Source organism: Microbulbifer pacificus, from assembly GCF_033723955.1.
GTDB classification, from domain to species: domain Bacteria; phylum Pseudomonadota; class Gammaproteobacteria; order Pseudomonadales; family Cellvibrionaceae; genus Microbulbifer; species Microbulbifer pacificus.
In genome coordinates, this window is sequence record NZ_CP137555.1 from 3,670,029 (window position 1) to 3,692,963 (window position 22,935).

Genomic DNA, 22,935 nt, shown 5'->3' on the forward strand with positions numbered 1-22,935 from the left:
CAGGTTGGCGCGGTGGATTCATGGAAGCGCCACGTTGCGCAGCAGCTCGTCGATGGCGCCATTGGCACTTATACCTTCGCCCTGGGCCTCAAACGTCAGACCCAGGCGGTGGCGCAGGGCATCGTGGGCAATGGCCTGGATATCCAGCGGGTCCACATAATCCCGCCCTTCCAACCACGCGTGGGCGCGGCTGCATTTATCCAGCGCGATGGAGCCGCGGGGGCTTACGCCGATATCGATCCAGCGACCGAGACTGTCAGAGATTTCTGCCGGCCGCCGGGTGGCATCTACCAGGTCCGCCATATACCGCACCATGGCATCGGAAACGTGAATGGTGGCGATTTCCCGGCGGGCATCAAAAATCGCCTGCTGGGGAATGACGGCAGAAGTTTCACTTGGAGTGTCAGGCGCCGCGGCATTTTCTGCCGCCATGACCTCCTCGCCGCGCACCAGGTTGATTACTTCCACCTCGTCGGTCACCGGCGGATAGGTGATCAGCACGTGCATCAGGAAGCGGTCCATCTGTGCTTCCGGCAGCGGGTAGGTGCCTTCCTGTTCAATGGGGTTCTGGGTCGCCATCACCATAAACAGTGGCGGCAATTTGTGCGTCTTGCCGGCCACGGTGACCTGCCGCTCTTCCATGGCCTCGAGCAACGCCGACTGCACCTTGGCCGGCGCGCGGTTGATCTCGTCGGCCAAAACCAGGTTGGCGAAGATGGGGCCGGAGTGAAAGCGAAACTCTGAGCCATGCTCGTCCCGGTAGAGCACATCGGTACCGGTGACATCCGCAGGCAGCAGATCCGGGGTGAACTGGATGCGGCTGAAATCCGCCTCCAGATTTTTCGCCATGGCCTTGATGGCGCGGGTTTTGGCGAGGCCCGGCAGGCCCTCCAGCAGCAAATTGCCGTTGGCCAGCAGACCGATAATCAGGCGACGTATGACATCCCGCTGGCCAATGATCGCCTGGCCGATATTGGCTTCGAGTTGCGCAATTTGCTCGCGAGCGGACATAGAAAATCCCAGGAACATAATTGGAGATAACTGGTAAAAATTAGCAGAGCGGGGACGAAACACTGGCTGAAGTCGAACGGCGCGACGTGGAGCCCTTTACTGGCGAAAAACGCGACGACACGCAGCTATACTCAAACGCCGCTGCAGAACTCGCGGCCCCCGGCCCGTTACGATAAATGCATAACAATGTCTGGATGTCCCATGCGTAAACTGTTGTGTTTCCTTCTGCCCGCATTGCTGATGCTCGGCTGCGACAAACAGAGTTCACCCGTCGATCATCGCGATACCTTGGCAGATAAAGACAAGCCTGTGCCAGCCGCGGTAGTGGAGGCCACGCAGACGGAGGTTGAGGCCAAGGCGCCTAACTTGGCCAAACGCACCTATATGGGAGCGGAAACCTGTGCAGGTTGCCACGCGTCAGAATTCCAGTCCTGGCAGAAATCCCATCACGATATGGCGATGAAATTGCCCACTCCCGAGACGGTAGTGGGCAATTTTGACAATGCGGAATTTGATTATTTCGGTACGGTTTCCCACTTCTTCAAACGCGGCGATAAATACGTGGTGCGCACCGATGGGCCGGACGGCAAGCTGCAGGACTTTGCGGTGGCCTACACCTTCGGCATCGAGCCGCTGCAGCAGTATTTGATCGAGCTGCCCGGTGGCAAGTTACAGGCGCTGTCTATCGCCTGGGACTCCCGCAGCAAGGAGGTCGGTGGCCAGCGCTGGTTCCACCTGTACCCGAATGAGGAAATCAAACCCGGCGACCCGCTGCACTGGACCGGGCTGAACCAGAACTGGAACTTCATGTGCGCGGACTGCCACTCCACCAACTTCCAGAAAAACTACGACACCGCAACAAAAACCTTTTCCAGTGCCTGGTCGGAAATCAATGTGGGTTGTGAAGCCTGCCACGGCCCGGCGTCGCGGCATGTGGACTGGGCCAATGCGCCAGAAGATCAGCGGGGTCGCTACGGCGAAAACTTGGGGTTGGAAGTTTCCTACCGGGATCGCTTGACGGGTGCCTGGCAGATGAACCTGGAAACCGGCATCGCGCAGTTGTTAAAAAACGCGGGCGGCGCTGATATCCAGAAGGAAATCCAGACCTGTGCCCAGTGCCATTCCCGCCGCAGCACCGCCTTCCCGGGTGCGCACCCGCAGAGCAATTTCCTGGACCATTTCAATCCGGCGCTGCTGAGTGATGGCTTGTACCATGCCGACGGCCAGATCAACGATGAAGTTTATGTCTACGGTTCCTTCCTGCAGAGCAAGATGCATGGTGCCGGTGTCACCTGCAGCAACTGCCACAACCCGCACACATTGAAAGTCCGCGCCGAGGGCAATGCCCTGTGCGCCCAGTGCCACCTGCCGCAGAAGTTCGATACCGCAGAGCACCATATGCACAAGGCCGACACGCAGGGCGCCCAGTGCGTCAGTTGTCATATGCCGGAGAAAACCTATATGCAGGTGGACGCGCGCCGAGACCACAGCTTCCGCGTGCCGCGCCCGGATCTGTCACTGTCGATCGGCTCGCCAAATGCCTGCGTTGGCTGCCACAGTGACAAAACGGATAGTTGGGCTGCACAAGTGCTGGAGAAAAAATACGGCAAGCCGAAGCCCCATTACGGCGAGGCGCTGTTCGCCGGGCGTATCGGCGCCCCGGATGCAGAGGGGCGCTTGCTGAAACTGGCCATGGACGACACGCAACCGGAAATCGTGCGCGCCACCGCGGTGTCCATGCTGCCACAGTACCTGTCGCAGACCAGCGCCCAGGTGTTGCAGGTTATTGCCCAAGGCGACGATGCGCTGTTGCATCTGGGGCTGGCACAGTCGCTGGAAAATGTGCCGGAGCGGATTCGTCCCGCACTGGCGATTCCGCTGTTGTACGAGGACGAAAAGGTAGTGACCGCACTGGCCGCCAATGCGATGGCCGGGGCGCCGATGGCGCAATATCCGGAGGAAGTGCGCCGGCAGTTCAATAACGGCCTGGTGAATTACCAGCGCTCGGAAGATTTCAACAGTGATCGACCCGAGTCGCTGGCGAACCTTGCCGGCATGTATTTCCAACAGGGGCAGCCGGCGAAGTCGGAAAAATATTTCCGCGACGCCATCGATCTGGAACCGAGCTACAGCCCGGCCTATATCAACCTGGCGGATCTCTACCGTGCGACCGGGCGCGAACAGGAGAGCGAGCAGGTGTTGCGCGAGGCCCTGGCAGCCGTCAACGATAAAACGCCGGTCGAGCACTCCCTGGGACTTTCCCTGGTGCGCCAGAAAAAAATGTCGGAAGCGTTGGAGTACCTGCGCGCGGCAGCACACAGCACCACAGCGCCATCACACTATGTCTATGTCTATGCCATTGGCTTAAATTCGCTGGGGAAATCCAACGAGGCGATCAAGGAGCTCGAGCAGGCGTTAGAGCGTTTTCCGGGAGATCGTCAGATTATCTCAGCACTGGCTTCCATCCATCATGAGCAGGGCAACGGTTCAGCTGCGCAGCAATATCAGCAGCAGCTTCAGTAGCGGGCGGGATACAAAATAGAAAACAGCGCGGCTAGGGTGGCCGCGCTGCTTAGGGGGTAGCAAGGACGATTAGTGGTTTTCCTGAGTCTCCATCGCCGCTTTGATCGCTTCGTTGATATTCAGCGAGGCCGCTTTCTGTCGGGGCGGGAATTCCTTGAACGTTGCCAAGTGCTCCTGCAGGATCGCAATAGCAGGCTGGAAAACCCAGCTCTTGCGCATGATCTGGTGGAAACCGGTGATGCCATCATAGTGCTCCAGCGGGTCTTTGCGCAGGTTGTACAGCTGGGGCATGGTGTGGACTACCAGGTCCCCGTAATAGCGACCATCGGGCTTGGTGGCAAAATGCATTTTCCAGGGGCCCACGCGCAGTGCGGTCAGTTGCGATTCGTAGTAGTAGAAGATCTTGTTGCGTGCGGATTTTTTGCTTTTGCCCGTCCAGTAATCCAGGTTGTTCTCGCCGTCGATATACACGTGGTCGGACTTCTTCAGCTTCTCCCGCAGGTTGGGTTCACCCAGGGCCGCAGCTATGGTCGGGAATACATCCTCGTGGGAGGAAATGCCATTCAGCTCCAGGCCAGCTGGAATATGCCCGGGCCAGCGCACCAGGAAGGGCACACGTACACCGCCCTCCCAGGTCGTCATTTTTTCACCGCGGAACATTGTGGTGCCGGCGTCGGGCCAAGAGCTCTGCTCGGGGCCGTTGTCGGTGGTGTAAATGACGATGGTATTGTCGGCAATTCCCAGTTCATCCAGTTTATCCAGCAGTTTGCCTACCTGGGCATCGTGCTCGATCAGTCCGCTGCCGAAGAGATCGTCTTCAGAGCTGATATCGGTGGCCAGATTGCGGCTTTCCGGCTTCAGGTGGATGTATACATGCATGCGACTGGTGTTGTGCCAGATGAAAAACGGTTTACCGGCCTTTTTGGCCCGTTCCATAAAATCCAGACTGCGCGAGAGAATCTCCTCGTCGAAGGTTTCCATGCGCTTGCGGGTCAGCGGACCGGTATCCTTGATGCGACCGTCGGCAAAGGACTCGATCACGCCGCGCGGGCCAAATTTCTTTTTGAACTCTGGATCTTTCGGGTAGTCTGCCTGCTCCGGTTCCTCGGATACATTGAGGTGATAGAGGTTGCCGTAAAACTCATCGAACCCGTGTTTAGTGGGCAGGTGTTCATCCAGGTCACCGAGATGATTTTTACCGTACTGCGCGGTCATATACCCCTGAGCCTGGAGGAATTCCGCCAGCGTGGGGTCTGCCTCCTTGATGCCTAGCGGGTTGCCCGGCTGCCCTACGGTGGTCAGGCCGGAGCGCACCGGTAGCTGGCCGAGGAAGAACGCGGCGCGCCCGGCGGTACAGCTGGGTTGCGCATAGTGATCGGTAAACAGCGCGCCCTCTTTCGCGATGCGGTCGATATTGGGGGTGGGGTAGGTCATGCCATGGGTATAGGCGCTCAGGGACAACGAGGCCACGTCGTCCACCATGATGGCGAGAATGTTGGGTTTCTCTGCCGCCTGCACTGCTGCCGCCGCACCTATCCCGATAAGTAGCGCAATGGAAGCAAATCGCTTACGTAAACTGCCCAAAGGATGTCCTCCTCTATTCGTAAGGAAATTCACTGTTAGTGATGCTTTTCAGCATAGTTGAGGAATTTCTACGAATGGGATTTTCGCGCCGAATAGAGACTCATAAATCGGCGTTCGGTGGAATGATTTTCGATGCGGGGGGCAATTTAATATTGGCAATCGGAATAAAAAAGAAAGGCGTCATCGCAATTCTTCCCTCTAGCAAGTATGGAATCGCGAACGCCTCGTGGTTAATTAACACAGGAATTGAAAGGAAATAAAAATTGGCCGCTAGCAGGTCTCGCTGCGTTGACGGTTCCGGTCAACCATTGACGGCGGGTGCCCAAACCAGCGTCGGAAACTGCGACTGAATACGGCGAGGTCCGCATAGCCCAAGTTGAGCGCAATACTGGTGAGCGACATGCTACTTTTGAACACAGCGGTTTCGGCGACTTCTTTACGGGTTTCTTCCAGCAATAGGCGAAAACTGGTATCGGAGGATTCCAGGGCGCGCTGCAGCTTTTTAGGGTGCATACCGAGGCACAGCGCAACGTTGGTCTTGCTGCAGTCGCCGGTGGGCAATAGTCCCAGAATGGCGTGTTTCACCAGGGGCGTCAGGTCATTATCCGCGTTGGTTTGCAGTTGTTCGAACTGGTTGAAGATGATTTCGTTTACCAGCCGTTCCAGTGCACGCGGTTTTTTTGCCAGCGTTTCGCGATCGATATAAAAACCGTCGTGTTCCGCATTAAATTCCACCGGACAGGAAAATAGCTGCGCGTACAGGTCTTTGCCTTTTTCCGGCGGTGGGTGGCGAAAGAAAACACGACTGGAGTGCCACTGGTGGCCGGCCATATCCCGAATCAGCTGGTAAATCAAACCGATACTGAGGGCCATCAACTGCGGAAAGCGACCGGTCTGGGCGATCAGGATATCCAGCTTGAGCTCGGTTTCGCCGGTTTGCGTTGGTTCCAGGGTGAGGATTGCGCCCTGTGCGTGCAGGTGGGTGTGTTTACTGCCGACGGCCAACGCGCTGGTAATACTGTCCTGGCGGGACATGTAGGCACCGAACAGACCGAGCACATACAGGCCCTGGTTGATGCCCAGCCGCAACCCGAAGGTTTCACTGCCAATCTCGCGGGCGGTGAGCTCCAGCAGTTTGCCGAGTTTTTCGTAGGGGATCAGGTTGTCGGGATCACGCAGTTGGCTGGAGGGGAGTCCAATGGCTTTCTGCAGCTGCACCGGGTTGGCACCCATCTTTCGTGCGAGCTCATCGTATCCATTGAGGGACCCGGCCCTGACAAATTCAGTCATGCTCGTCACTCATCGCTTGTTTATTGTTATTTGTTGCTATCTCGTCGCTGCGGTCGCGGTCTGTCGCCGCTTTCTGCCTAGCGTGACACATCACCGGTGTCATTGGCGCAGAGCTTATCGCCTGTGTCCCGTTTTGCAAAGTGGTTGTCCCAAATAATCAAACGGTCATTTTCGACCTCAATTACTCTCGTCGTCGTTCCTGTAGCAGTCATGGGCAATGCCGGCACCAGATCGGTAACTCCCGGCACATATAAAAATAAACGCTAAACGAGGACGCCTAGCGATGATCCAGTCACAGCTCAATACCAAACGTACCATTCTCAGCAGTCTGATTTTTACCCTGATCCATATGCCTGCACTGGCGCAGTCCACGGCAGATGGTGACGAACGCGACAGTAACGGCCGCGTTCTGGAAACCGTCACCGTTACCGCACAGAAGCGCGAGCAGTCCCTGCAGGACGTGCCGCTGTCGGTTTCGGCAATGACCGGAGAGACAATTCAGGAGGCGGGGATCGAACGCTTCGAGGATTTCTCGGCGTATATCCCCAACATGTCGGTCACCAAAAGCTCCATCTCCGACAAGATCAATATCCGCGGTATGCAGTCCGGCGAGCAGGCCGGCTTCGAGCAGTCCGTGGGTACCTTCGTCAACGGTATCTACCGCGGCCGCTCGGCGCAGTCGCGCTTTGCCTTCGTGGATGTAGAGCGCGTGGAAGTCCTGCGCGGCCCCCAGAGTATCCTGTTCGGCAAGAACACCGTGGCCGGTGCGCTGAACATCACCAGCGCCCGCCCCACCGAAGATTTCACCGCGAAACTGAGTGCCGGCTATACCCCGGAGTTCGAGCAGACCGAACTCGAGGGTGTGGTGTCTGGCGAGCTCACCGACGGTGTGCGCGGCCGCCTGGTACTGTTGTCCCGCGAGATGGACAAGGGTTGGGTTCACAACAATTTCTACGACACCAATGACCCCCGCAGCGACGAGATGATGGGGCGCGCCACCGTGGAGTGGGATGTCTCTGACAGCACCGTGATCACTGCGATCGCCGAAAGCGCGGACTTCGAAATGGGTGCCTTCCCCCACGCCACCATGGAGGCGGGTCCGCTGGCGGCTCTGGGGGCGATTGAGAGCTCCGATGTCACCAGCATGGGCAACACGAACCCCGTGCTGGATTTCGGCTCCACACAGAAAATGACCGGTAGCCATAACGAATTCACGCTCATGAGCACGACTGAGTTCGATAACAGCACCCTCAATATTGTTGCCGGCCACTCCGCTTACGATTACGAGCGCTACCTGGATGCGGATTATTCCCCGCTGGACGGCCTGCGTTTTGACGATACCGAAGACTTCTCCCAGAACAGCCTGGAAGTGCGCTTCTCGTCCAGCATTGGTGACAAATTCGAATACATGACCGGCCTCTACTGGCAGAAGCAGGACATGACCGTCGATGGCCTGTCGCTGTTCAATATCCCGGTACTGCAACAGGTGCTGTACGGCGGCTGTGCCGCAGGCGTCGGCGCAATGGGTGGCGACCTGTCCTCCATCTACGTGGCTGGTAACGCGGTTGCCACCGGTGTCGGTGTGATCGGCCTCGGCGGTCCCGCCGGGCTGGTCAATGCCTGTGGTACCGCGGCAGCGTTTGACGGTGTGCCGGATGGTGTGGGCCGCTATGCGCGCCTGGACCAGCAGACCGATACCCTCGGTGCGTTTGCCCAGGGCACCTGGAATATTACCGACAGCTTCCGCACCACCCTCGGCCTGCGTTTCACCAGCGAAGAGAAGTCCGCATACAAGGCCACCTATGCGGTGGACTTTGCCGAGCGCAATACCACGCCGACAGAAATGGCCTGGGTCAATGCGGTGGCGAGCGGGGTAGGGGAGTTCGCCAGCCACACCTTCACCCCGGACGATCCGGGCATGACCCGCAAGGAAGACAGCCCGACCTGGTCCGTGAACGTGCAGTATGACCTGAACGACAGCGTGATGACCTACGCCACGGTGTCTACGGGCTTCAAGGCGGGCGGTTTCAATTCCTTCTATATGCGCAGCCCGACCCGCAACAACGGTGCCTTCTCGGAAGACGTGAGCTTCGAGGAAGAAAAAGCGACCTCGTTTGAAATCGGCCTGAAGTCGACCCTGCTGGGCGGCGCGGCGGAACTGAATGTGGCGGCCTTCCAGACCCGCTTCGAGGATCTGCAGGCGGCGATTTTCAGTGGCAACACCACCTTCGAAGTGCAGAACGCGGCGGAGGCCACTTCCCAGGGTATCGAGATCGACGGCCGCTGGCTGGTGACCGAAAACCTGACCCTGTCAGGCGCCCTGGGTCTGCTGGATTTCTCCTACGACAAGTTCCCCAACCAGGCGTGCACCAGCCCGCAGTTCCTGTCCGAGCGCGAGGCGCTGTACCAGGCGGCTGGCGCGGCGGGCGATATTGCCGGTCAGCTGGGTGCGGCACTGGGTTACAACAACGCGCTGTGTGCGGCGGCGGGTACCAATGACCTGTCTGGCCGCGGCGCTTCCAACGCACCGGATACCACCGCGTCGTTCGCGGCTAACCACTACCTGGCACTGGGCGATTACGAGCTGAAGTCCAATCTGGCGGTCAATTACTACAGCGATACCTATCGCTCCGATGACCTGGATCCGATCAGCCTGGAGCAGGGCAAGGCGTTCCTGAATGCCGGCCTGATCCTGATGCCGACAGACGGTGACTGGCAGTTGTCCCTGACCGGTAAAAACCTGACCGACCGCGATCACTTCAACTACATCAACGATGTACCGCTGTTCGCAGGTGCCTACAACTACATGCCGCTGGCAGGCCGTTCCTGGACGGTCAAGTTCGCCTACACCCTGGGCAATTAATGTCGCCCGCGGCTCCGGTGCGCAATGACGCCGGAGCTGCGGTAGACACATTCACGAACGATAAAAAATTACGCGAGAACAGTTTATGCAAACCATGCAATCCGTGGTGCTGCGCAACGGCAGCATCCAGCTGGAAACCGTCGATGTACCACAACCGGGTCCGGGTCAGGTGCTGGTGAAATCCCTCGCCTGCGGTATTTGCGGTTCCGACCTGCACCTCACCCGCCACACCGACGAAGTCTTCGGCCTGTATAAAAAAATGGGCCTGATGCCGGCGGATCTCGAGGTGAATCCCGACATCATGCTGGGGCACGAATACAGTGCTGAAGTGGTTGCCTACGGCCCCGATACCAAAGGTGAATTGCCGGTGGGCAGCCGTGTCACCAGCGTACCGATCCTGATGTCCCAGAACGGCGCTGGCATCGGCGTGACCCCGGGCGTAAATGGTGCCTACTCCGAATATTTCCTGCTGGACGAGGTGCTGATGCTACCGCTGCCGGACGGCGTTTCCCCGCAGGCGGCAGCGATCACCGAGCCACTGGCGGTGGGCCTGCACTCCGTCAACCGTTCCGAAATCGGTGAGGACGACGTGGCACTGGTGGCCGGTTGCGGCCCCATCGGGCTGGCGGTGATCGCGGCACTGCGCCTGCGCGGTGTGCGTCATATCGTCGCTTCCGACCCGCAGCCGTCGAGCCGCGCCATGGCGTTGGAATTCGGCGCTACCGAAGCCGTCGATCCGACCCAGGACGACGAAGTGGTGAAGGCGGCAACCATCGCCGGGGAAAATCGTGTGGTGATTTTTGAATGCGTCGGCATTCACACCTTGCTCACCAGCTTTATCCAGCGCGCGCCGGCCAAAGCCCGCCTTGTGGTCACCGGGGTGCACACCACGGAAACCCCGGTGAACTTTGCCTTCGCGCTGGTGAAGGAAATGGACATCCGCTTTACCTATTACTACACGCCGGAAGAATTTGCCGAGTGCCTCGACCGCATTGCCAAAGGACAGGTGAACTGGAAAGCCCTGTGGACCGGTACCGTGGGTATCGACGGTGTACCCGGTGCCTTCAAGACCCTGATGCAGCCCAATTCCCATATCAAGGTCATCGTCGAGCCGTGGCGTTCCGGCGAACTGGAACACGCGGAATAACCCGGGGGACTCCACCATGAAAAATGTTTTTGTAACGGGTGCGGGCGGCTTTATTGGCCGCCATCTGGTGGCGCAATTGCTGGCGCAGGGCTGCAATGTCACCGCGCTGATGCTGCCCGGCGAGCCGGTACCGCACACTTGGGCGGGGCGTGTGCGCACCGTCACCGGCGATGTGCGCAAACTGGAAGCGGTCGCCGAAGAAATTGGTGAAGTGGATACCATCTTTCACCTGGCGGCGGTGGTGAGTGACTGGGGTTCGCGCCAGGAGCACGTGGACATCACCGTACATGGCACCGAGCAGGCGATTCTGTTGGCGCTCAAGTGGAATGCCCGCTTTGTGGTGACCACCAGCATCGCAGCGTTTGCCAGCGCCATGGGCGGCGGAAAATTGAGTGAGGCGACCCCGCGCGGTATTCCTGCCTCCAGTTATGAATATGCGAAGCAACTGCAGGAAGATGTCACTCTGCAGGCGGTGCGCGAGCAGGGATTGCGTGCGGTGATTATCCGCCCGGCGAACGTGTACGGTGTCGGCAGTGTATGGGTGAACCGCTTCCGCGAATTTCTCGCCGAGAAAAAGCCGGCACTGATGGGAACTGGAGAGTGGGATGCGGGTCTTGTGCATGTGCACAATCTGGTCAATGCCCTGACCCTCGCGGGTAGCCGCGAGGGAATCGACAGCGGGGAAATTTTCGTGATCTCCGACGGCCAGGGAGTGACGTGGAAACAGTATCTCAATGCACTGTCGCAGACACTGTCGCTGCCCGCACCGAAGAGTATTCCCAACGTTGTCGCGCGCCTGCTGGCACCGGTGCTAGAGTTTTTTGGCAATCTTTTAGGGCTAAAAAAAGCCCCACCGGTAACCCGTCTCGCCTATCGACTCACCGGCGTCGAGAGCATTTTCGATGCCTCGAAGGCGCAACAGATACTCGGTTATCAACCGACCGTAACCCTTGACGAAGCCATGCAGGAAATTCGTCAAGCTTACCCCCAGCCCTGATAACAATTTTTCTGAAAAAAGTGAGAGGAAAATAATATGGTACTTCCATTTCCGATACACCCGCAGGACGCCCTGCTGACGATCAATACCGACGAGCAGCCGTTTGTTAAAAATGCGCTGCCCGGGGTACACGTGTCGCCCTGTTTCCTGGATACAGAAAATGGCATATGGGTACTGCGCGTGCAGTTCGAACCGGGTACGGTTTTACCGCGACACTTCCACACCGGCTGTGTGCATCTTTACACCCTGTCCGGTAGCTGGCACTACACCGAGTATCCGGATCAGCCACAGACCGCAGGCAGTTACCTGTATGAGCCGGGTGGCTCCGTTCACCAGTTTCAGGTGCCTGCGACCAACACCGAAGTTACCGACACCTTTATGGCGGTATTCGGTGCGAACATCAATTTCGATGAAAACGACGAGTTCATGAATGTGATGGACGCCGGCTGGATCGAGACGATTATGCTGGAAGCGGCCAAGGCACAGGGTATTGTCCCGCGCTATATCAAGCCGAAGTCCAGCGCCGGTTACTCGGACGAGTAATGCCGTAGCCTGTTAAGGCATTTCTACGGTCTTAAATCATGCGACCTTGTTCCCGAGGGATAAGGTCGCATTTTTCTATGCCCGGCTTCCCAAACAACTAATCAAAAAAATACGAGATAAAACGGATGCGACATATTTCTGGCGCCTGCCTTTTGGCCCTCGGTCTTGTGGGGTGTGGCGAACAAGTAGCGGACGAAAAGCAACAATCACCCGCGGCAGATGCTGTTGTCGAACAATCAGCGCCTGGCGTGAGTGGCGAAACTACACCCGTTGCCAATGACACTGAGCATGAGGCGGAACTCGCCGAAAATGTCTACTTCGGCAATTTTCACGTTCACACCAGTTATTCCTTCGATGCACTGACCAACGGCGCCAACACCACGCCGGCGGATGCCTACCGCTGGGCGAAAGGTGAGGCGATTCCGGCAGCGGCCGCCGCGGGCGTTATGCAGATCAAGCGCCCACTGGATTTCTATGCCGTTTCCGACCACTCCGAATATCTCGGTGTATTCAAAAAAATGCAGGACCCGGAACACCCGGCCAGCAAACTGCCGATCGCCAAAGAAATTCTCTCCAAGGACAAGAAAGTCGCGTTTGATGCCTACGCGCGGGTACTGGATACCATGACCCCGGGTATGGAAGATCCGGCGCTGGCGGATCCGGCGATCATGAAACCGATCTGGCAGGAAGTGATACGCACTGCCGATGAATACTACGAGCCGGGCAAGTTCACCACCTTCCCCGCGTTCGAATGGACTTCCACCCCGGCCATGCGCAACCTGCACCGTGTGGTGGTGTTCGAGAATTCTGTTGGGGTGCCCGAGTTGCCCTTCAGCACCAATGAATCCGAAGATCCGCAGGATCTTTGGAAATATATGGACCGCGCCCGCGCCAATGGCGCGACGCTGCTGGCAATCACCCACAACGGCAATGCCAGTGATGGGCTGATGTTCCCCACTGCCACCGCAGACGGCGAGCCGCTATCGGCGGAATATATCGAGGCGCGTATCGCCAATGAACCGCTGTACGAAGTAAGCCAGATCAAGGGCACCTCTGAAACCCACCCGTCACTGTCTCCGAATGACGAATTCGCCGGCTTCGAATTGTGGGATTACCTGCTGGCTGCAAGTACCGCGGCGGTACCGGAACACAAAAAGGGCGGCTATGCCCGTCAGGCCTATCTCGACGGTCTGTCCATGGCGGCAGAGGGGCGTCTCAATCCGTACAAATTCGGCCTGATCGGCGACTCCGATACCCACAATGCGGCGGCCTCGGTAGAGGAAGACAACCACACCGGCAAATTCGGTTTTGAAGCCACACCGCAGAAGCGCCTCGACGGCCCGCTGCCCGGCGACGAGGTGAATAACCGCCGTGTGCGCGAATTCAGCTCCGGCGGTCTGGCTGCGGTCTGGGCTCCGGAAAATACCCGCGAAGCCATCTATGCGGCACTGATGCGCAAGGAAACCTACGCGACCTCCGGTACCCGGATGAAACTGCGCTTCTTCGGCGGCTGGAATTTCAATGAAAACACCCCGGGCAACCACAATTGGGTCGAGCAGGCCTACCGCGACGGGGTACCCATGGGCGGTGAGCTGCCGGCAGCGGAAGCCGGGAAAAAGCCGGTGTTCCTCATTAGTGCGATGAAAGACAACGCCGGCGCAAACCTGGATCGCATCCAGGTGGTCAAGGGTTGGATTGAAAACGGTGAACAGCGGGAAGCGATTTTCGATGTGGCGCTGTCCGATGGCCGCAGCGTGGGCGATGACGGCAAGGTTCCGCCGGTAGGCAATACCGTTGATCCGGACACCGCAACCTACACCAACGATATCGGTGACAGCCAGTTGTCCGCCGTATGGACGGATGAAAACTTCCAGCTGAATCAGCACGCTTTCTACTACGTGCGCGTGCTGGAAATTCCGACCCCGCGCTGGTCCACCCATGACGCCAAGGCCCTGGGACGCAAACCCCGTGAGGATCTGCCGGTATCCATTCAGGAGCGCGGCTGGAGTTCGCCGATCTGGTACACCCCAGAAGCAAAATATTTTGCCGAAGCCGTAGTTGCTGAACAGTAATTAGCGAAAAATCGTTGTTGGTGATGAGTAAGTGGTTGCTATGAGTCTGAAAAAAGTCCCGCTGCTGCGGGACCCCCTGATGCACTTTGCCCTGATCGGAGGGCTGCTGTTTGCGATCGATGGACTGTTCAATGCCGCAGGGGGCAGCGCAGAAGAAATTGTGATAACCCCCAACCGCATCGAACACCTGACGGCGGTGTTCGAACGCAGCTGGCAGCGCCCGCCGAACGGCGAGGAACTGAATAAGCTGGTGGACAATTTCGTGCGCGAGGAGGTGCTGTATCGCGAGGCGTTGAAGCTGGGGCTGGAAGCGGACGACACGGTAATTCGCCGGCGCCTGCGGCTGAAAATGGAATTTCTCGCGCGGGACCTGGTGGATGCGGTTGAACCTGAATCCAGCGAACTCGAGCGGTTTTTCCAGGATCACGCCGAGCGCTACCGCGCGCCGGCGCGTGTCAGCTTCCGCCAGATCTATTTCAGTCGCGATCACCGCGCGTCGCCCGCTGAAGATGCCCGCGCACTGATGGCGGCCCTGAACACGGGCGCAGATGCAGCAGCGGGCGGAGACAGTCATCTGTTACCGCGCCAATTTGCACAGGCGTCGCCAGCGGAGATAAACAACCAGCTGGGTGTCGGGTTTGCCGAACAACTGGTGCAGCAGCCGCAGGGCCTGTGGGCGGGGCCCATCCGTTCGGAATATGGCGAGCACCTGGTATTAATCGAGGCCTACACGCCAGAGGCGACCGCCGAATTTGCCAGTGTCAGGCCGCAAGTACTGCGTGACTGGCAGGCTCAGCAGCACACCGACATGCTCGAACGCCAGTACCAGCTGTTGCGGGATGGCTATCGTGTGCGTCTGGAGAGTCCGCTAGAGAGTCCCTTGGGTGGAAGTCCCTTCGGTGACACACCGGAAACCGAAGAGGTTGTCGCGCGATGACGCTGAAGTTGGTTCGGACGTTGATGCTGATCATGGTTTTCGCCGGGAGTGTTTTTGTCAGCGATGTATTCGCCCACGAACTGCGCCCCGCATACCTGCAGATCACCCAGGTTAGCGCTGAGGAATTCAACGTGCTGTGGCGGGTACCCGCCCGCGGCCAGATGAAACTGTCGCTCGATGTACAGTTTGAGGGTGCGGTTTCCCAACTGGACAGCGCCGTAGGCAGGCTGGCAAATGGCATGTATACCCAGAGCTGGCATATCGGAAGCCCGCGCGGGTTGTCCGATACCACGGTGGTGGTGAAGGGGCTGGAACAGACCATGACCGATGTGCTGCTGCGCACAGAGTGGCTCGATGGTACGGAGCAGGTTGGCCGCCTGGTGCCGGAAAATCCGCGCTATACCTTTGCCGCCGATGCCAGCGCCGACGGCTGGTTGCAGACCTATTTTGTGCTCGGCGTCGAGCATATTCTGCTCGGCATCGACCACCTGCTGTTCGTGCTGGTGCTGCTGTTGCTGGTCAGCGGCTGGCGTTCGCTGGCCATCACCATTTCCGCGTTTACTCTGGCGCACAGCGTGACCCTGGCACTTTCTGTGCTCGGCGTGATCGCCGTGCCCCAGGCGCCGGTGGAGGCGGTGATTGCGCTGAGCATTGTATTTGTGGCGAGCGAAATCCTGCTGAAGCGACGTGGCAAATCGACCCTGGCCGTTCGTCGACCGTGGCTGGTGGCACTGGGATTCGGGTTGTTGCACGGTCTCGGTTTTGCCGGTGCGCTGGCGGACATCGGTGTCCCGCAGCAGGCAATCGCGGGTTCGCTGTTGGCATTCAACCTGGGGGTGGAAGCGGGGCAGCTGCTGTTTATCGCCGCGGTTGCGGTGCTCGCGCTGCTCGTGCGCAAGCTACTGGAAAACGGCGGTTTGCCGTTAGCGCGGATGGCCCAATTTCGTGCGACCACTACGCTGATGCTGGTCTACGCTATTGGCGGTACCGCGAGCTGGTGGCTGATCGATCGCACGGTTGCACTGGTTTCATAAGGTGTTGGCGGTTTTTTTCCACGCACTCGGGGACACTCCGGTCCAGCGTTTGAAATTGCGGCTGAAGATAGCCACATCGGCGTAGCCCAGGTTGAGCGCCAGGTCGGTAACGCTGAGCTGGCCGTGCTGCAGGTTGCGCTTGGCGACCTCCATGCGGGTCTGCTGCAGTAGTTCGCGAAAGCTGATGCCGTCTTGCTGCAGCTTTTTTTGCAATACCCGCGGGTGCAGGTTTAGCGCCGCGGCGACGCGTTCAATATTGCTCTCACCACTCGGCAGCAGGTTGCCGATGATATGGCAGACCTGCGCCTGCAGGTTGCCCGGATAGATGGACTGCAGTAGCCGGATGCGCTGCTGGAAATGTTCCCGCAGCAGTTGTTCGTCGTACTGCGGTTTGCGCGGGAGCCAACTCAGCGGAAAGCTGATACCGGCAAAATTGCTGCCGTAGAGAATGTTTTCTTTATACGGCAACGGGGTGTCGATGCTCGCCGCCGGCGCGGGCTGCGGCAGGTGCAGTTTCAGGGCGCTGCCGGTATTGCCCACCATCTGCGCCACCAGATTGAACGCTTGCCCCGCGCTCAGCTGCATTAGCTGGGTGAGTCCGCTGGCATTGGTGAAATCGAAGGTCAGCTGCAGTTCCAGTATGTCGCCGCGAGGTCTCTGTTGTACGTGCACGCCGTAAGCGTGCAGGCTGATGTGGTGGTTTGAGTAGGTGAGGGCATCGGCGAGAGTTTGCTGCTGGCGAATGGACAGTGCGATTTCGCCCAGCGCCAGTACGCTCTGTTCTGCGGTCAGGTTTAGAGAGAAAAGTGGCTCATCGCAGGCGAGGGCGGTGGCATCCAGCAGGTCGGCGAGGCGGGTGTAGGAAATGTAGGTATTCGGGTCGCGCAATTGCGCACTGCTCAAGCCGAACTTTTGCAACAGAGTGGTGGGTTTCTGACCATACTGGCTGACCAGTGGTTCATAACCTTCAATGGCACCGCTGCGGATCAGGAACATGGTGAGTTCGACTTTTGTCTAGGTGGGCTGTTCGCAAATAGTCAAACTGTGTTCGTAAAAAGTCAAGTTGGGCTTGTGCCATCTTCTCTAGACTGGGCAAATTCCTTCGCGCCTGCGAACAGGCTCCGAAGGCAGGGGGAGACACAATAACAACTACCTACGCAACTACTGGAGAATGGCGATGAGTGAGACAAAGACCCCGATTCTGGAAATGCTGGCCGCAATGCAAACCGGCGGCGTTGTATCCCGCGACCACGCCCGCGAGGCGATCCTGATTCAGGAAGCCGACCTGCCGTGGGTTCCGCTTCCCGATGGTTCCCTGCTGCAAGTACTGCACGTAGACCTGAACCAGAACCTGTGGGTGATCAAAAACAAATTCAAACCCGGCTTCTGTGTAGATACCCACTACCACACCGGCCCCGTATTCGCCGTGACCACTGCGGGCGAATGGTTCTACAAAGAGTACCCGGACAAGGTCAACAAGAAAGGCTCCTACCTGTTCGAGCCCGCGCACTCCGTGCACACCCTGACCGTCTCCGACGATGCCAAGGAAGATGCGGAAGTCTGGTTCGCGGTGTTCGGCAGCAACGTCAATATCGACGATCACGGCAATGTCACCAGCGTGCTGGATGCGAAGATGGTGATGACCGTGTACCGCGCCCTGTGCGAAGCGGAAGGCAAAACCTGCGAAAACATGATCGTCGTTGGCGAATAAGCCTCTGAATCTGACGAGGTTTCAATGAGCCAGATGAACTCGGCTTTCGTCACCGGTGCTGGCGGCTTTATCGGTCGCCACCTGGTGCGCCAGCTGCTGACGGAAAAAGTACAGGTCGTCGCCCTGATGATGCCCGGTGAGCGGGTGCCTGAAGAGTGGGCGGCCTGGGGTGACCAGCTGCGCATGGTAACCGGCGACGTGCGTACCCTAACCGGTCTCGCGGACGAAATCGGTCCGGTGGATGCCATTTTCCATCTGGCCGCGGTCGTCGGTGACTGGGGCGCGCTGCAGTCCCACGTGGATATCACCGTGCACGGCACCGAACAGGCCATCGACCTCGCCTTGCGCTGGGGTTCCCACTTTGTGGTAACCACCAGCGTTTGCGCCTATGCCAGTGCGCTGGCCAAGGGCAAACTGGATGAAGAGAGCCCCGTAGGCAAACCCTGTTCCCCGTATGAATTCTGCAAGCAGGAACAGGAGCGGGTGACCCTGGAAGCGGTAAAGCAGGGTGGCCTCAAGGCGACCATCGTGCGCCCGGGCAATGTGTTCGGCGTCGGCAGCGGCCCCTGGGTAAATACCATGCTGGAACTGCTGCGTGCCGGGCAGCCCTGCCTGCTGGGCAAGGGTGACTGGGATGCCGGTCTGGTGCACGTAGAAAACCTGGTAGCGATCCTGATCGCCGCGGCGCGTTCAGACTGTCACAACGGCGACATTTTTATCGCAGCGGATGGTTATGATGTTACCTGGCAGCAATACCTGCAGCGCCTGGCAAATCTGGCCGGTGCTCCGGCGCCGAAGTCCGTCCCCAATCTTATAGCCCGCGGCCTGGCCCCGGTGTTGGAATTTTTCGGCCACCTGCTGCGCCAGCAACAGCGACCCATGATTACCCGGCAGTCCTACCGGTTGATGGGCGGCCCCAATGAATTCTCGAATGAAAAAGCCCGCCGTCTGCTGGGCTACGTGCCGGTGGTCACTTTTGATCAGGCGATGGATGAACTGCAAGCGCATTTCAACAAGACTGCCACGGCCACGACCGCATAAAGAGTTGTAAAGAAGTTATGAGCAATTGGAAACACGGTGTGCCCAAGGTGGCATTTGTATCTGGTGGCGGTAGTGGTATCGGCCTCAACCTGACCCGCGCCCTGCTGGCCGACGGCGCCTCGGTGGCCATCTTCGACCTGAAGGTTGAAGACGCACTGCTGAATGAACTGCGCAGCCTGTGCAAGGGTAACGCGCGAGTCGAACGCTATCTGGTGGACATCACGGATCCGAAAGCGGTCGAGAACGCGATGGACGATGCGGCCGCTACCTTGGGTGCGCCGGAGTTTGCCATCAACTGTGCCGGCATTTTGCGCACCGCATTGTTTACCGAAATGTCTTACGAGATGTTTGACCAGAGTATGCGGGTCAATCTGTACGGCAGCCGCAACTTTGCCGCCGGTGTGCTGAAACACATGCGCCCTGGCGGCCACCTGGCCTTGATTGCGTCACTGGCGGGCATGTGCGGCAGCTACACCCACGGTGCCTATGCCACCTCTAAATTCGGTGTGGTCGGTCTCGCGGAAGTGCTGCGGACCGAGCTGAAGCCAAAAGGCATCGACGTATCCGTGGTCTGCCCGGGTGAAATCCAGACCCCGATGCTGGTGGAAGAGCGCCGCGTGGGAAGTCGCGTGACCGAGATCGTGAACGAATTCGCGGGTGTCTTGCCGGTGGAGGTGGCGGTTCAGGGCATTCTGGATGGCCTGCGCAAGCGTACCTTTATGATTACCCCGGGGTTCAAGGCAAAACTGACTCGATACCTCGCCCGCAGTCATACCGGGCTGTTCCGCTGGATTGTTGACCAGAAAGTGGCGAAAGCACTGAAAGAAGTTCAGTGACCGGTCTTCATCCTGGCGTATTGGACATTCGCCGGACTTGATGAACGGAGTGCCGCAGTAATAGGATGGCTCACAGCTGCGCTGTGCAGCCACCTTTTACTGTCCACACCTGACCGAAAAATAAAACAATAATTTTCGGAGCGCGTAAGCGCCTATGAGAGAGCAAAATATGAATGCACGCGAGCTGAGTCTGGAATCCGCAAACCTTGCCGACTATATCGGCCAATGCCTGCAGCGCTTCCATGACAAACCGGCCTACCACTGCCTCGGTCAGACGCTGACCTTCGGCGAGATCGAGGAAAAATCCCGGCATCTCGCGCAGTGGCTGCAGCACGAATGTGGCCTCGAGGCCGGTGACCGCATTGCCATTCAGTTGCCGAATATTACCCAGTACCCGATCGCCGCCTATGCCGCACTGCTTGCCGGCCTGGTGGTGGTCAACACCAACCCCCTGTATACCCCGCGGGAAATGCAGCACCAGTTTTCCGATTCTGGTGCCAAGGCGCTGGTGATCCTCGCCGACTTCGTGGGCAAGTTTGAAGAAATCAAATCCGCAACCGGAATCGAACACGTGTTGGTGACCGGGCCTGCGGACCTGCTGGGTAACCCGGTATCGGCACCGGAGGGCTACCACAGCTTTGTTTCCGCCATCGAGCGCGGTGCGGCCTGTTCCGATCTGGTACAGAGCAAGGCTGCGCGCACGGATATCGCCGTGCTGCAGTACACCGGTGGTACCACCGGTGTCGCCAAGGGTGCGTGTCTGACCCACGACAACCTGCTCGCGAATACCCAGCAGATGCTGGAGCGTATTCTCCAGCGCGGTAACGAGGGCGAAGAGATTTTTGTCTGCCCGCTGCCGCTGTACCACATCTATGCATTCACCGTGAACATGCTGACATTTTTCGGCATGGGCAGCCTGAATGTTCTGATTCCGAATCCGCGCGATATCGACGGCTTCGTGAAAATGATCGCACCGTTCCGCTTTACCGGTCTTGCCGGCCTCAACACCCTGTTTGTAGGCCTGTGCCGCCACCCTGAGTTCAAGCAGCTGGATTTCAGCAGCCTGAAAATGACCTTCTCCGGTGGCACCGCGTTGACCAGCAGCGCCGCGGAGCTGTGGCATCAGGTGACCGGCTGCCCGGTGACCGAGGGCTGGGGACTGTCTGAGACTTCTCCAGTGATCTGCCTGAACGAATTCGGTCGCGAAGAAATCGGCACTGTGGGTACGGTCCTCGAAGACACCGAGGTGCAGGTGTGGGATGAAGACGGCAATGCGCTGCCCCAGGGCGAGAGCGGCGAGCTGGTGGTTCGCGGGCCGCAGGTCATGCTCGGCTATTGGAATCGTCCCGAGGAAACCGACAAGGTCATGCGCAACGGTTTTTTCCGTACCGGCGATGTCGGCCTGATCCAGGACAACGGCAATATCCGCATTGTGGATCGCCTGAAAGACATGATTATCGTGTCCGGGTTCAACGTGTACCCGAATGAGGTGGAAGACGTGCTGTGCCGTCACCCTCAGGTGGTTGAGGCCGCGGTGGTGGGTGTTCCCAGTGAGCAGACCGGCGAAGCCGTGCGTGCGCACCTGGTGGTCGACGGTGAAGTGGACGAGAATGAAATCATCGAGTTCTGTCGCACCCAGCTGACTGCCTACAAGGTGCCGAAGCAGATCGTCATTCAGAAGGAATTACCCAAGTCCACCGTGGGCAAAATCCTGCGCCGGGAGCTCAGGACAGAAACCGCCTGACACCAGTCGCACCATAAGAAACGCAGCTTCTGGCTGCGTTTTTTTATGCGCACCAACTAGTCTGTTACACATCAACCTGAAAAGATTTGACGCCGGAATGTCCCGATCGTCGCGCAATCAATCCCTCAGCCTTCCGCCGGCGACAGAGTCCGGGCTGGCAACGGCAGTGCAACGAGAGTTGCAGCCTCAATGTGACCAGGATTCCGGGTTCTATCTGTTGCAGGACGGACTCTCGGCTTTCGTCGCGCGTGCCGCGCTGATTCAGGAAGCCAGTGTTTCCCTGGACCTGCAGTACTACATCTTTGAAGACGACAGTGTCGGTCGCATCCTTGTCAGCCTGTTGTTACAGGCCGCGGACCGCGGGGTGCGCGTGCGCCTGCTGGTGGATGACCTGGGGTCCCGGGTGGTGAACCCCTGGATCACGGTACTGGATCAGCACCCCAAAATCTCCATTCGCGTATTCAACCCTGTGGCTGGCCGCTCCGGGATTAAGCGCGCGCTAGAGCAGGCGCTGAACTTCGGTCGTATCAATCACCGCATGCACAACAAGCTGTTCGTGGCCGATGGCCTGGTGATGATTACCGGTGGGCGCAATATCGCCGACGGCTATTTTTCCCGCGCGGATATCGAATTTCTCGATGTGGATGTGATGGCACTGGGACGCGTATTACACGATGCGAAACAGATTTTCGACGATTACTGGAACAATCCAGTCTCGGTTTCGGTGGCGGATTTACCACTGGAAAAATTGAAAAGTCAGAGCCCTGAAAGCCAGCATCTGGACGATTTGCGCCGTGAAGTTAAGGTTTTCCTCGAGGAGGAGGCCAAGTCCGAATTTATCGACGCGCTGCGAGAGTCGAAAATGGCCGGTGAAATCCTCGCCGGTAAAATTCCCTTCCAGTGGGGGGCGGGCACCCTGTTTGCAGACCCTCCGGACAAAGCGCTGCATCCCGACAGTGTCCAGGTTGAAGAATTTCCCGGGTACAAACTGGAGAAAATTATTCGCAACAGCAATTCCAATGTGCGTATCAGCGCTGCGTATTTTATTCCCGGCAAGCTGGGCACGGAGCTGTTCACCGGCCTGCAGGGGCGGGGGGTGAATGTGGATATCCTCACCAACTCCCTCGCCAGCAATGACGTCGCCATCGTGCACGGCGCCTACGCCCGTTACCGCAAGCCGTTGTTGAAGGAGGGCGTGGACCTGTGGGAATTGCGCAAGGTTTCCGGGGAAAAGAAGCGCAAGCGCTGGTTTCAGGGGAAATCCCAGGCGACGTTGCACGCCAAGACGTTTGTGATCGACGATGATCTCGGATTCGTCGGCTCCATCAACCTCGACAGCCGCTCGATTTTGCAGAACACCGAAATCGGCCTGCTGATGCAGAATGACGGGATCAATCAGGAACTGAGTGGACTCTTTGACGATTGGGTGGCGGGAGAGTTCGCTTGGCACCTGTCGTTAAATGGGCGTGGAAAACTCCGCTGGCGCGCGCGGGACGAGGATGGCAAGACGCTACAGGAAACTACGGATCCGGAAACGACGCGCTGGCAGCGCTGGCTGTCCTGGATGCTGTCCTGGCTTCCCGTCGAGTCGCAGATCTGAAT

At 58.5% G+C, this 22,935-nt stretch carries 17 protein-coding genes; 13 read left to right on the top strand and 4 right to left on the bottom strand.

The genetic code is table 11. The annotated features are described in order from the left end of the window. Positions 1–18: 18 nt before the first annotated feature. On the bottom strand, positions 19–1,011 hold the full coding sequence (locus R5R33_RS15615; protein ID WP_318953627.1) for an AAA family ATPase: 993 nt from the start codon (positions 1,009–1,011) through the stop codon (positions 19–21). A gap of 201 nt (positions 1,012–1,212) precedes the next feature. Between R5R33_RS15615 and R5R33_RS15620 the strand changes: the two genes are divergently transcribed. Then, positions 1,213–3,534: a tetratricopeptide repeat protein gene (locus R5R33_RS15620; protein ID WP_318953628.1), complete on the top strand. Its 2,322-nt coding sequence runs from the start codon at positions 1,213–1,215 to the stop codon at positions 3,532–3,534. Positions 3,535–3,603: 69 nt separating this feature from the next. Here the strand turns inward: R5R33_RS15620 and R5R33_RS15625 are convergent, their stop codons facing one another. Both R5R33_RS15625 and R5R33_RS15630 read right to left on the bottom strand, forming a co-directional pair. Then, on the bottom strand, positions 3,604–5,118 hold the full coding sequence (locus R5R33_RS15625) for an arylsulfatase (RefSeq protein WP_318953629.1): 1,515 nt from the start codon (positions 5,116–5,118) through the stop codon (positions 3,604–3,606). 270 nt (positions 5,119–5,388) lie between these two features. Then, positions 5,389–6,408, bottom strand: a complete 1,020-nt coding sequence (locus tag R5R33_RS15630) for an AraC family transcriptional regulator (RefSeq protein WP_318953630.1) — start codon at positions 6,406–6,408, stop codon at positions 5,389–5,391. Positions 6,409–6,691: 283 nt separating this feature from the next. Here R5R33_RS15630 and R5R33_RS15635 point away from each other — a divergent pair, with 283 nt between their 5' ends. The 7 genes from R5R33_RS15635 (at position 6,692) to R5R33_RS15665 (ending at position 16,001) form a co-directional block, all read left to right on the top strand. After that, entirely contained in the window at positions 6,692–9,271 is a 2,580-nt protein-coding gene (locus R5R33_RS15635; protein ID WP_318953631.1) for a TonB-dependent receptor, read from the top strand. An 85-nt stretch (positions 9,272–9,356) separates the two neighbouring features. Beyond that, positions 9,357–10,418 (top strand): zinc-binding dehydrogenase, encoded by a 1,062-nt coding sequence (locus tag R5R33_RS15640; RefSeq protein ID WP_318953632.1) that lies wholly within the window; start codon positions 9,357–9,359, stop codon positions 10,416–10,418. Between the two features lie 16 nt (positions 10,419–10,434). Next, positions 10,435–11,415, top strand: coding sequence for an NAD-dependent epimerase/dehydratase family protein (locus R5R33_RS15645; RefSeq protein ID WP_318953633.1), 981 nt, complete (start codon positions 10,435–10,437; stop codon positions 11,413–11,415). A gap of 36 nt (positions 11,416–11,451) precedes the next feature. Continuing rightward, on the top strand, positions 11,452–11,958 hold the full coding sequence (locus tag R5R33_RS15650) for a 2,4'-dihydroxyacetophenone dioxygenase family protein (protein ID WP_318953634.1): 507 nt from the start codon (positions 11,452–11,454) through the stop codon (positions 11,956–11,958). Between the two features lie 248 nt (positions 11,959–12,206). After that, complete coding sequence (locus R5R33_RS15655) at positions 12,207–14,030, top strand: DUF3604 domain-containing protein (protein WP_318953635.1); 1,824 nt, start codon at positions 12,207–12,209, stop codon at positions 14,028–14,030. 40 nt (positions 14,031–14,070) lie between these two features. Then, complete coding sequence (locus tag R5R33_RS15660) at positions 14,071–14,967, top strand: peptidylprolyl isomerase (protein WP_318953636.1); 897 nt, start codon at positions 14,071–14,073, stop codon at positions 14,965–14,967. Then, entirely contained in the window at positions 14,964–16,001 is a 1,038-nt protein-coding gene (locus R5R33_RS15665) for a HupE/UreJ family protein (protein WP_318953637.1), read from the top strand. The genes R5R33_RS15660 and R5R33_RS15665 overlap by 4 nt, the downstream gene beginning before the upstream one ends. On the opposite strand, the gene R5R33_RS15670 is transcribed toward R5R33_RS15665, so the two are convergent. Continuing rightward, a complete protein-coding gene (locus R5R33_RS15670; protein ID WP_318953638.1) occupies positions 15,996–16,997 on the bottom strand; it encodes a helix-turn-helix transcriptional regulator in 1,002 nt (333 codons plus the stop codon). The genes R5R33_RS15665 and R5R33_RS15670 overlap by 6 nt on opposite strands. A gap of 181 nt (positions 16,998–17,178) precedes the next feature. Between R5R33_RS15670 and R5R33_RS15675 the strand changes: the two genes are divergently transcribed. The 5 genes from R5R33_RS15675 to R5R33_RS15695 all read left to right on the top strand — a co-directional run bounded on the left by R5R33_RS15675 (position 17,179) and on the right by R5R33_RS15695 (position 22,933). Beyond that, positions 17,179–17,712 carry a 2,4'-dihydroxyacetophenone dioxygenase family protein gene (locus R5R33_RS15675; protein ID WP_318953639.1) on the top strand — a complete coding sequence of 178 codons (534 nt, stop codon included), beginning with the start codon at positions 17,179–17,181 and terminating at the stop codon, positions 17,710–17,712. Positions 17,713–17,736: 24 nt separating this feature from the next. Continuing rightward, a complete protein-coding gene (locus tag R5R33_RS15680) occupies positions 17,737–18,753 on the top strand; it encodes an NAD-dependent epimerase/dehydratase family protein (RefSeq protein WP_318953640.1) in 1,017 nt (338 codons plus the stop codon). 17 nt (positions 18,754–18,770) lie between these two features. Beyond that, positions 18,771–19,589: an SDR family NAD(P)-dependent oxidoreductase gene (locus R5R33_RS15685; protein ID WP_318953641.1), complete on the top strand. Its 819-nt coding sequence runs from the start codon at positions 18,771–18,773 to the stop codon at positions 19,587–19,589. 169 nt (positions 19,590–19,758) lie between these two features. Next, on the top strand, positions 19,759–21,333 hold the full coding sequence (locus R5R33_RS15690; RefSeq protein ID WP_318953642.1) for an AMP-binding protein: 1,575 nt from the start codon (positions 19,759–19,761) through the stop codon (positions 21,331–21,333). A gap of 166 nt (positions 21,334–21,499) precedes the next feature. Further along, positions 21,500–22,933 carry a phospholipase D family protein gene (locus tag R5R33_RS15695; protein ID WP_318953643.1) on the top strand — a complete coding sequence of 478 codons (1,434 nt, stop codon included), beginning with the start codon at positions 21,500–21,502 and terminating at the stop codon, positions 22,931–22,933. Positions 22,934–22,935 lie beyond the last annotated feature (2 nt).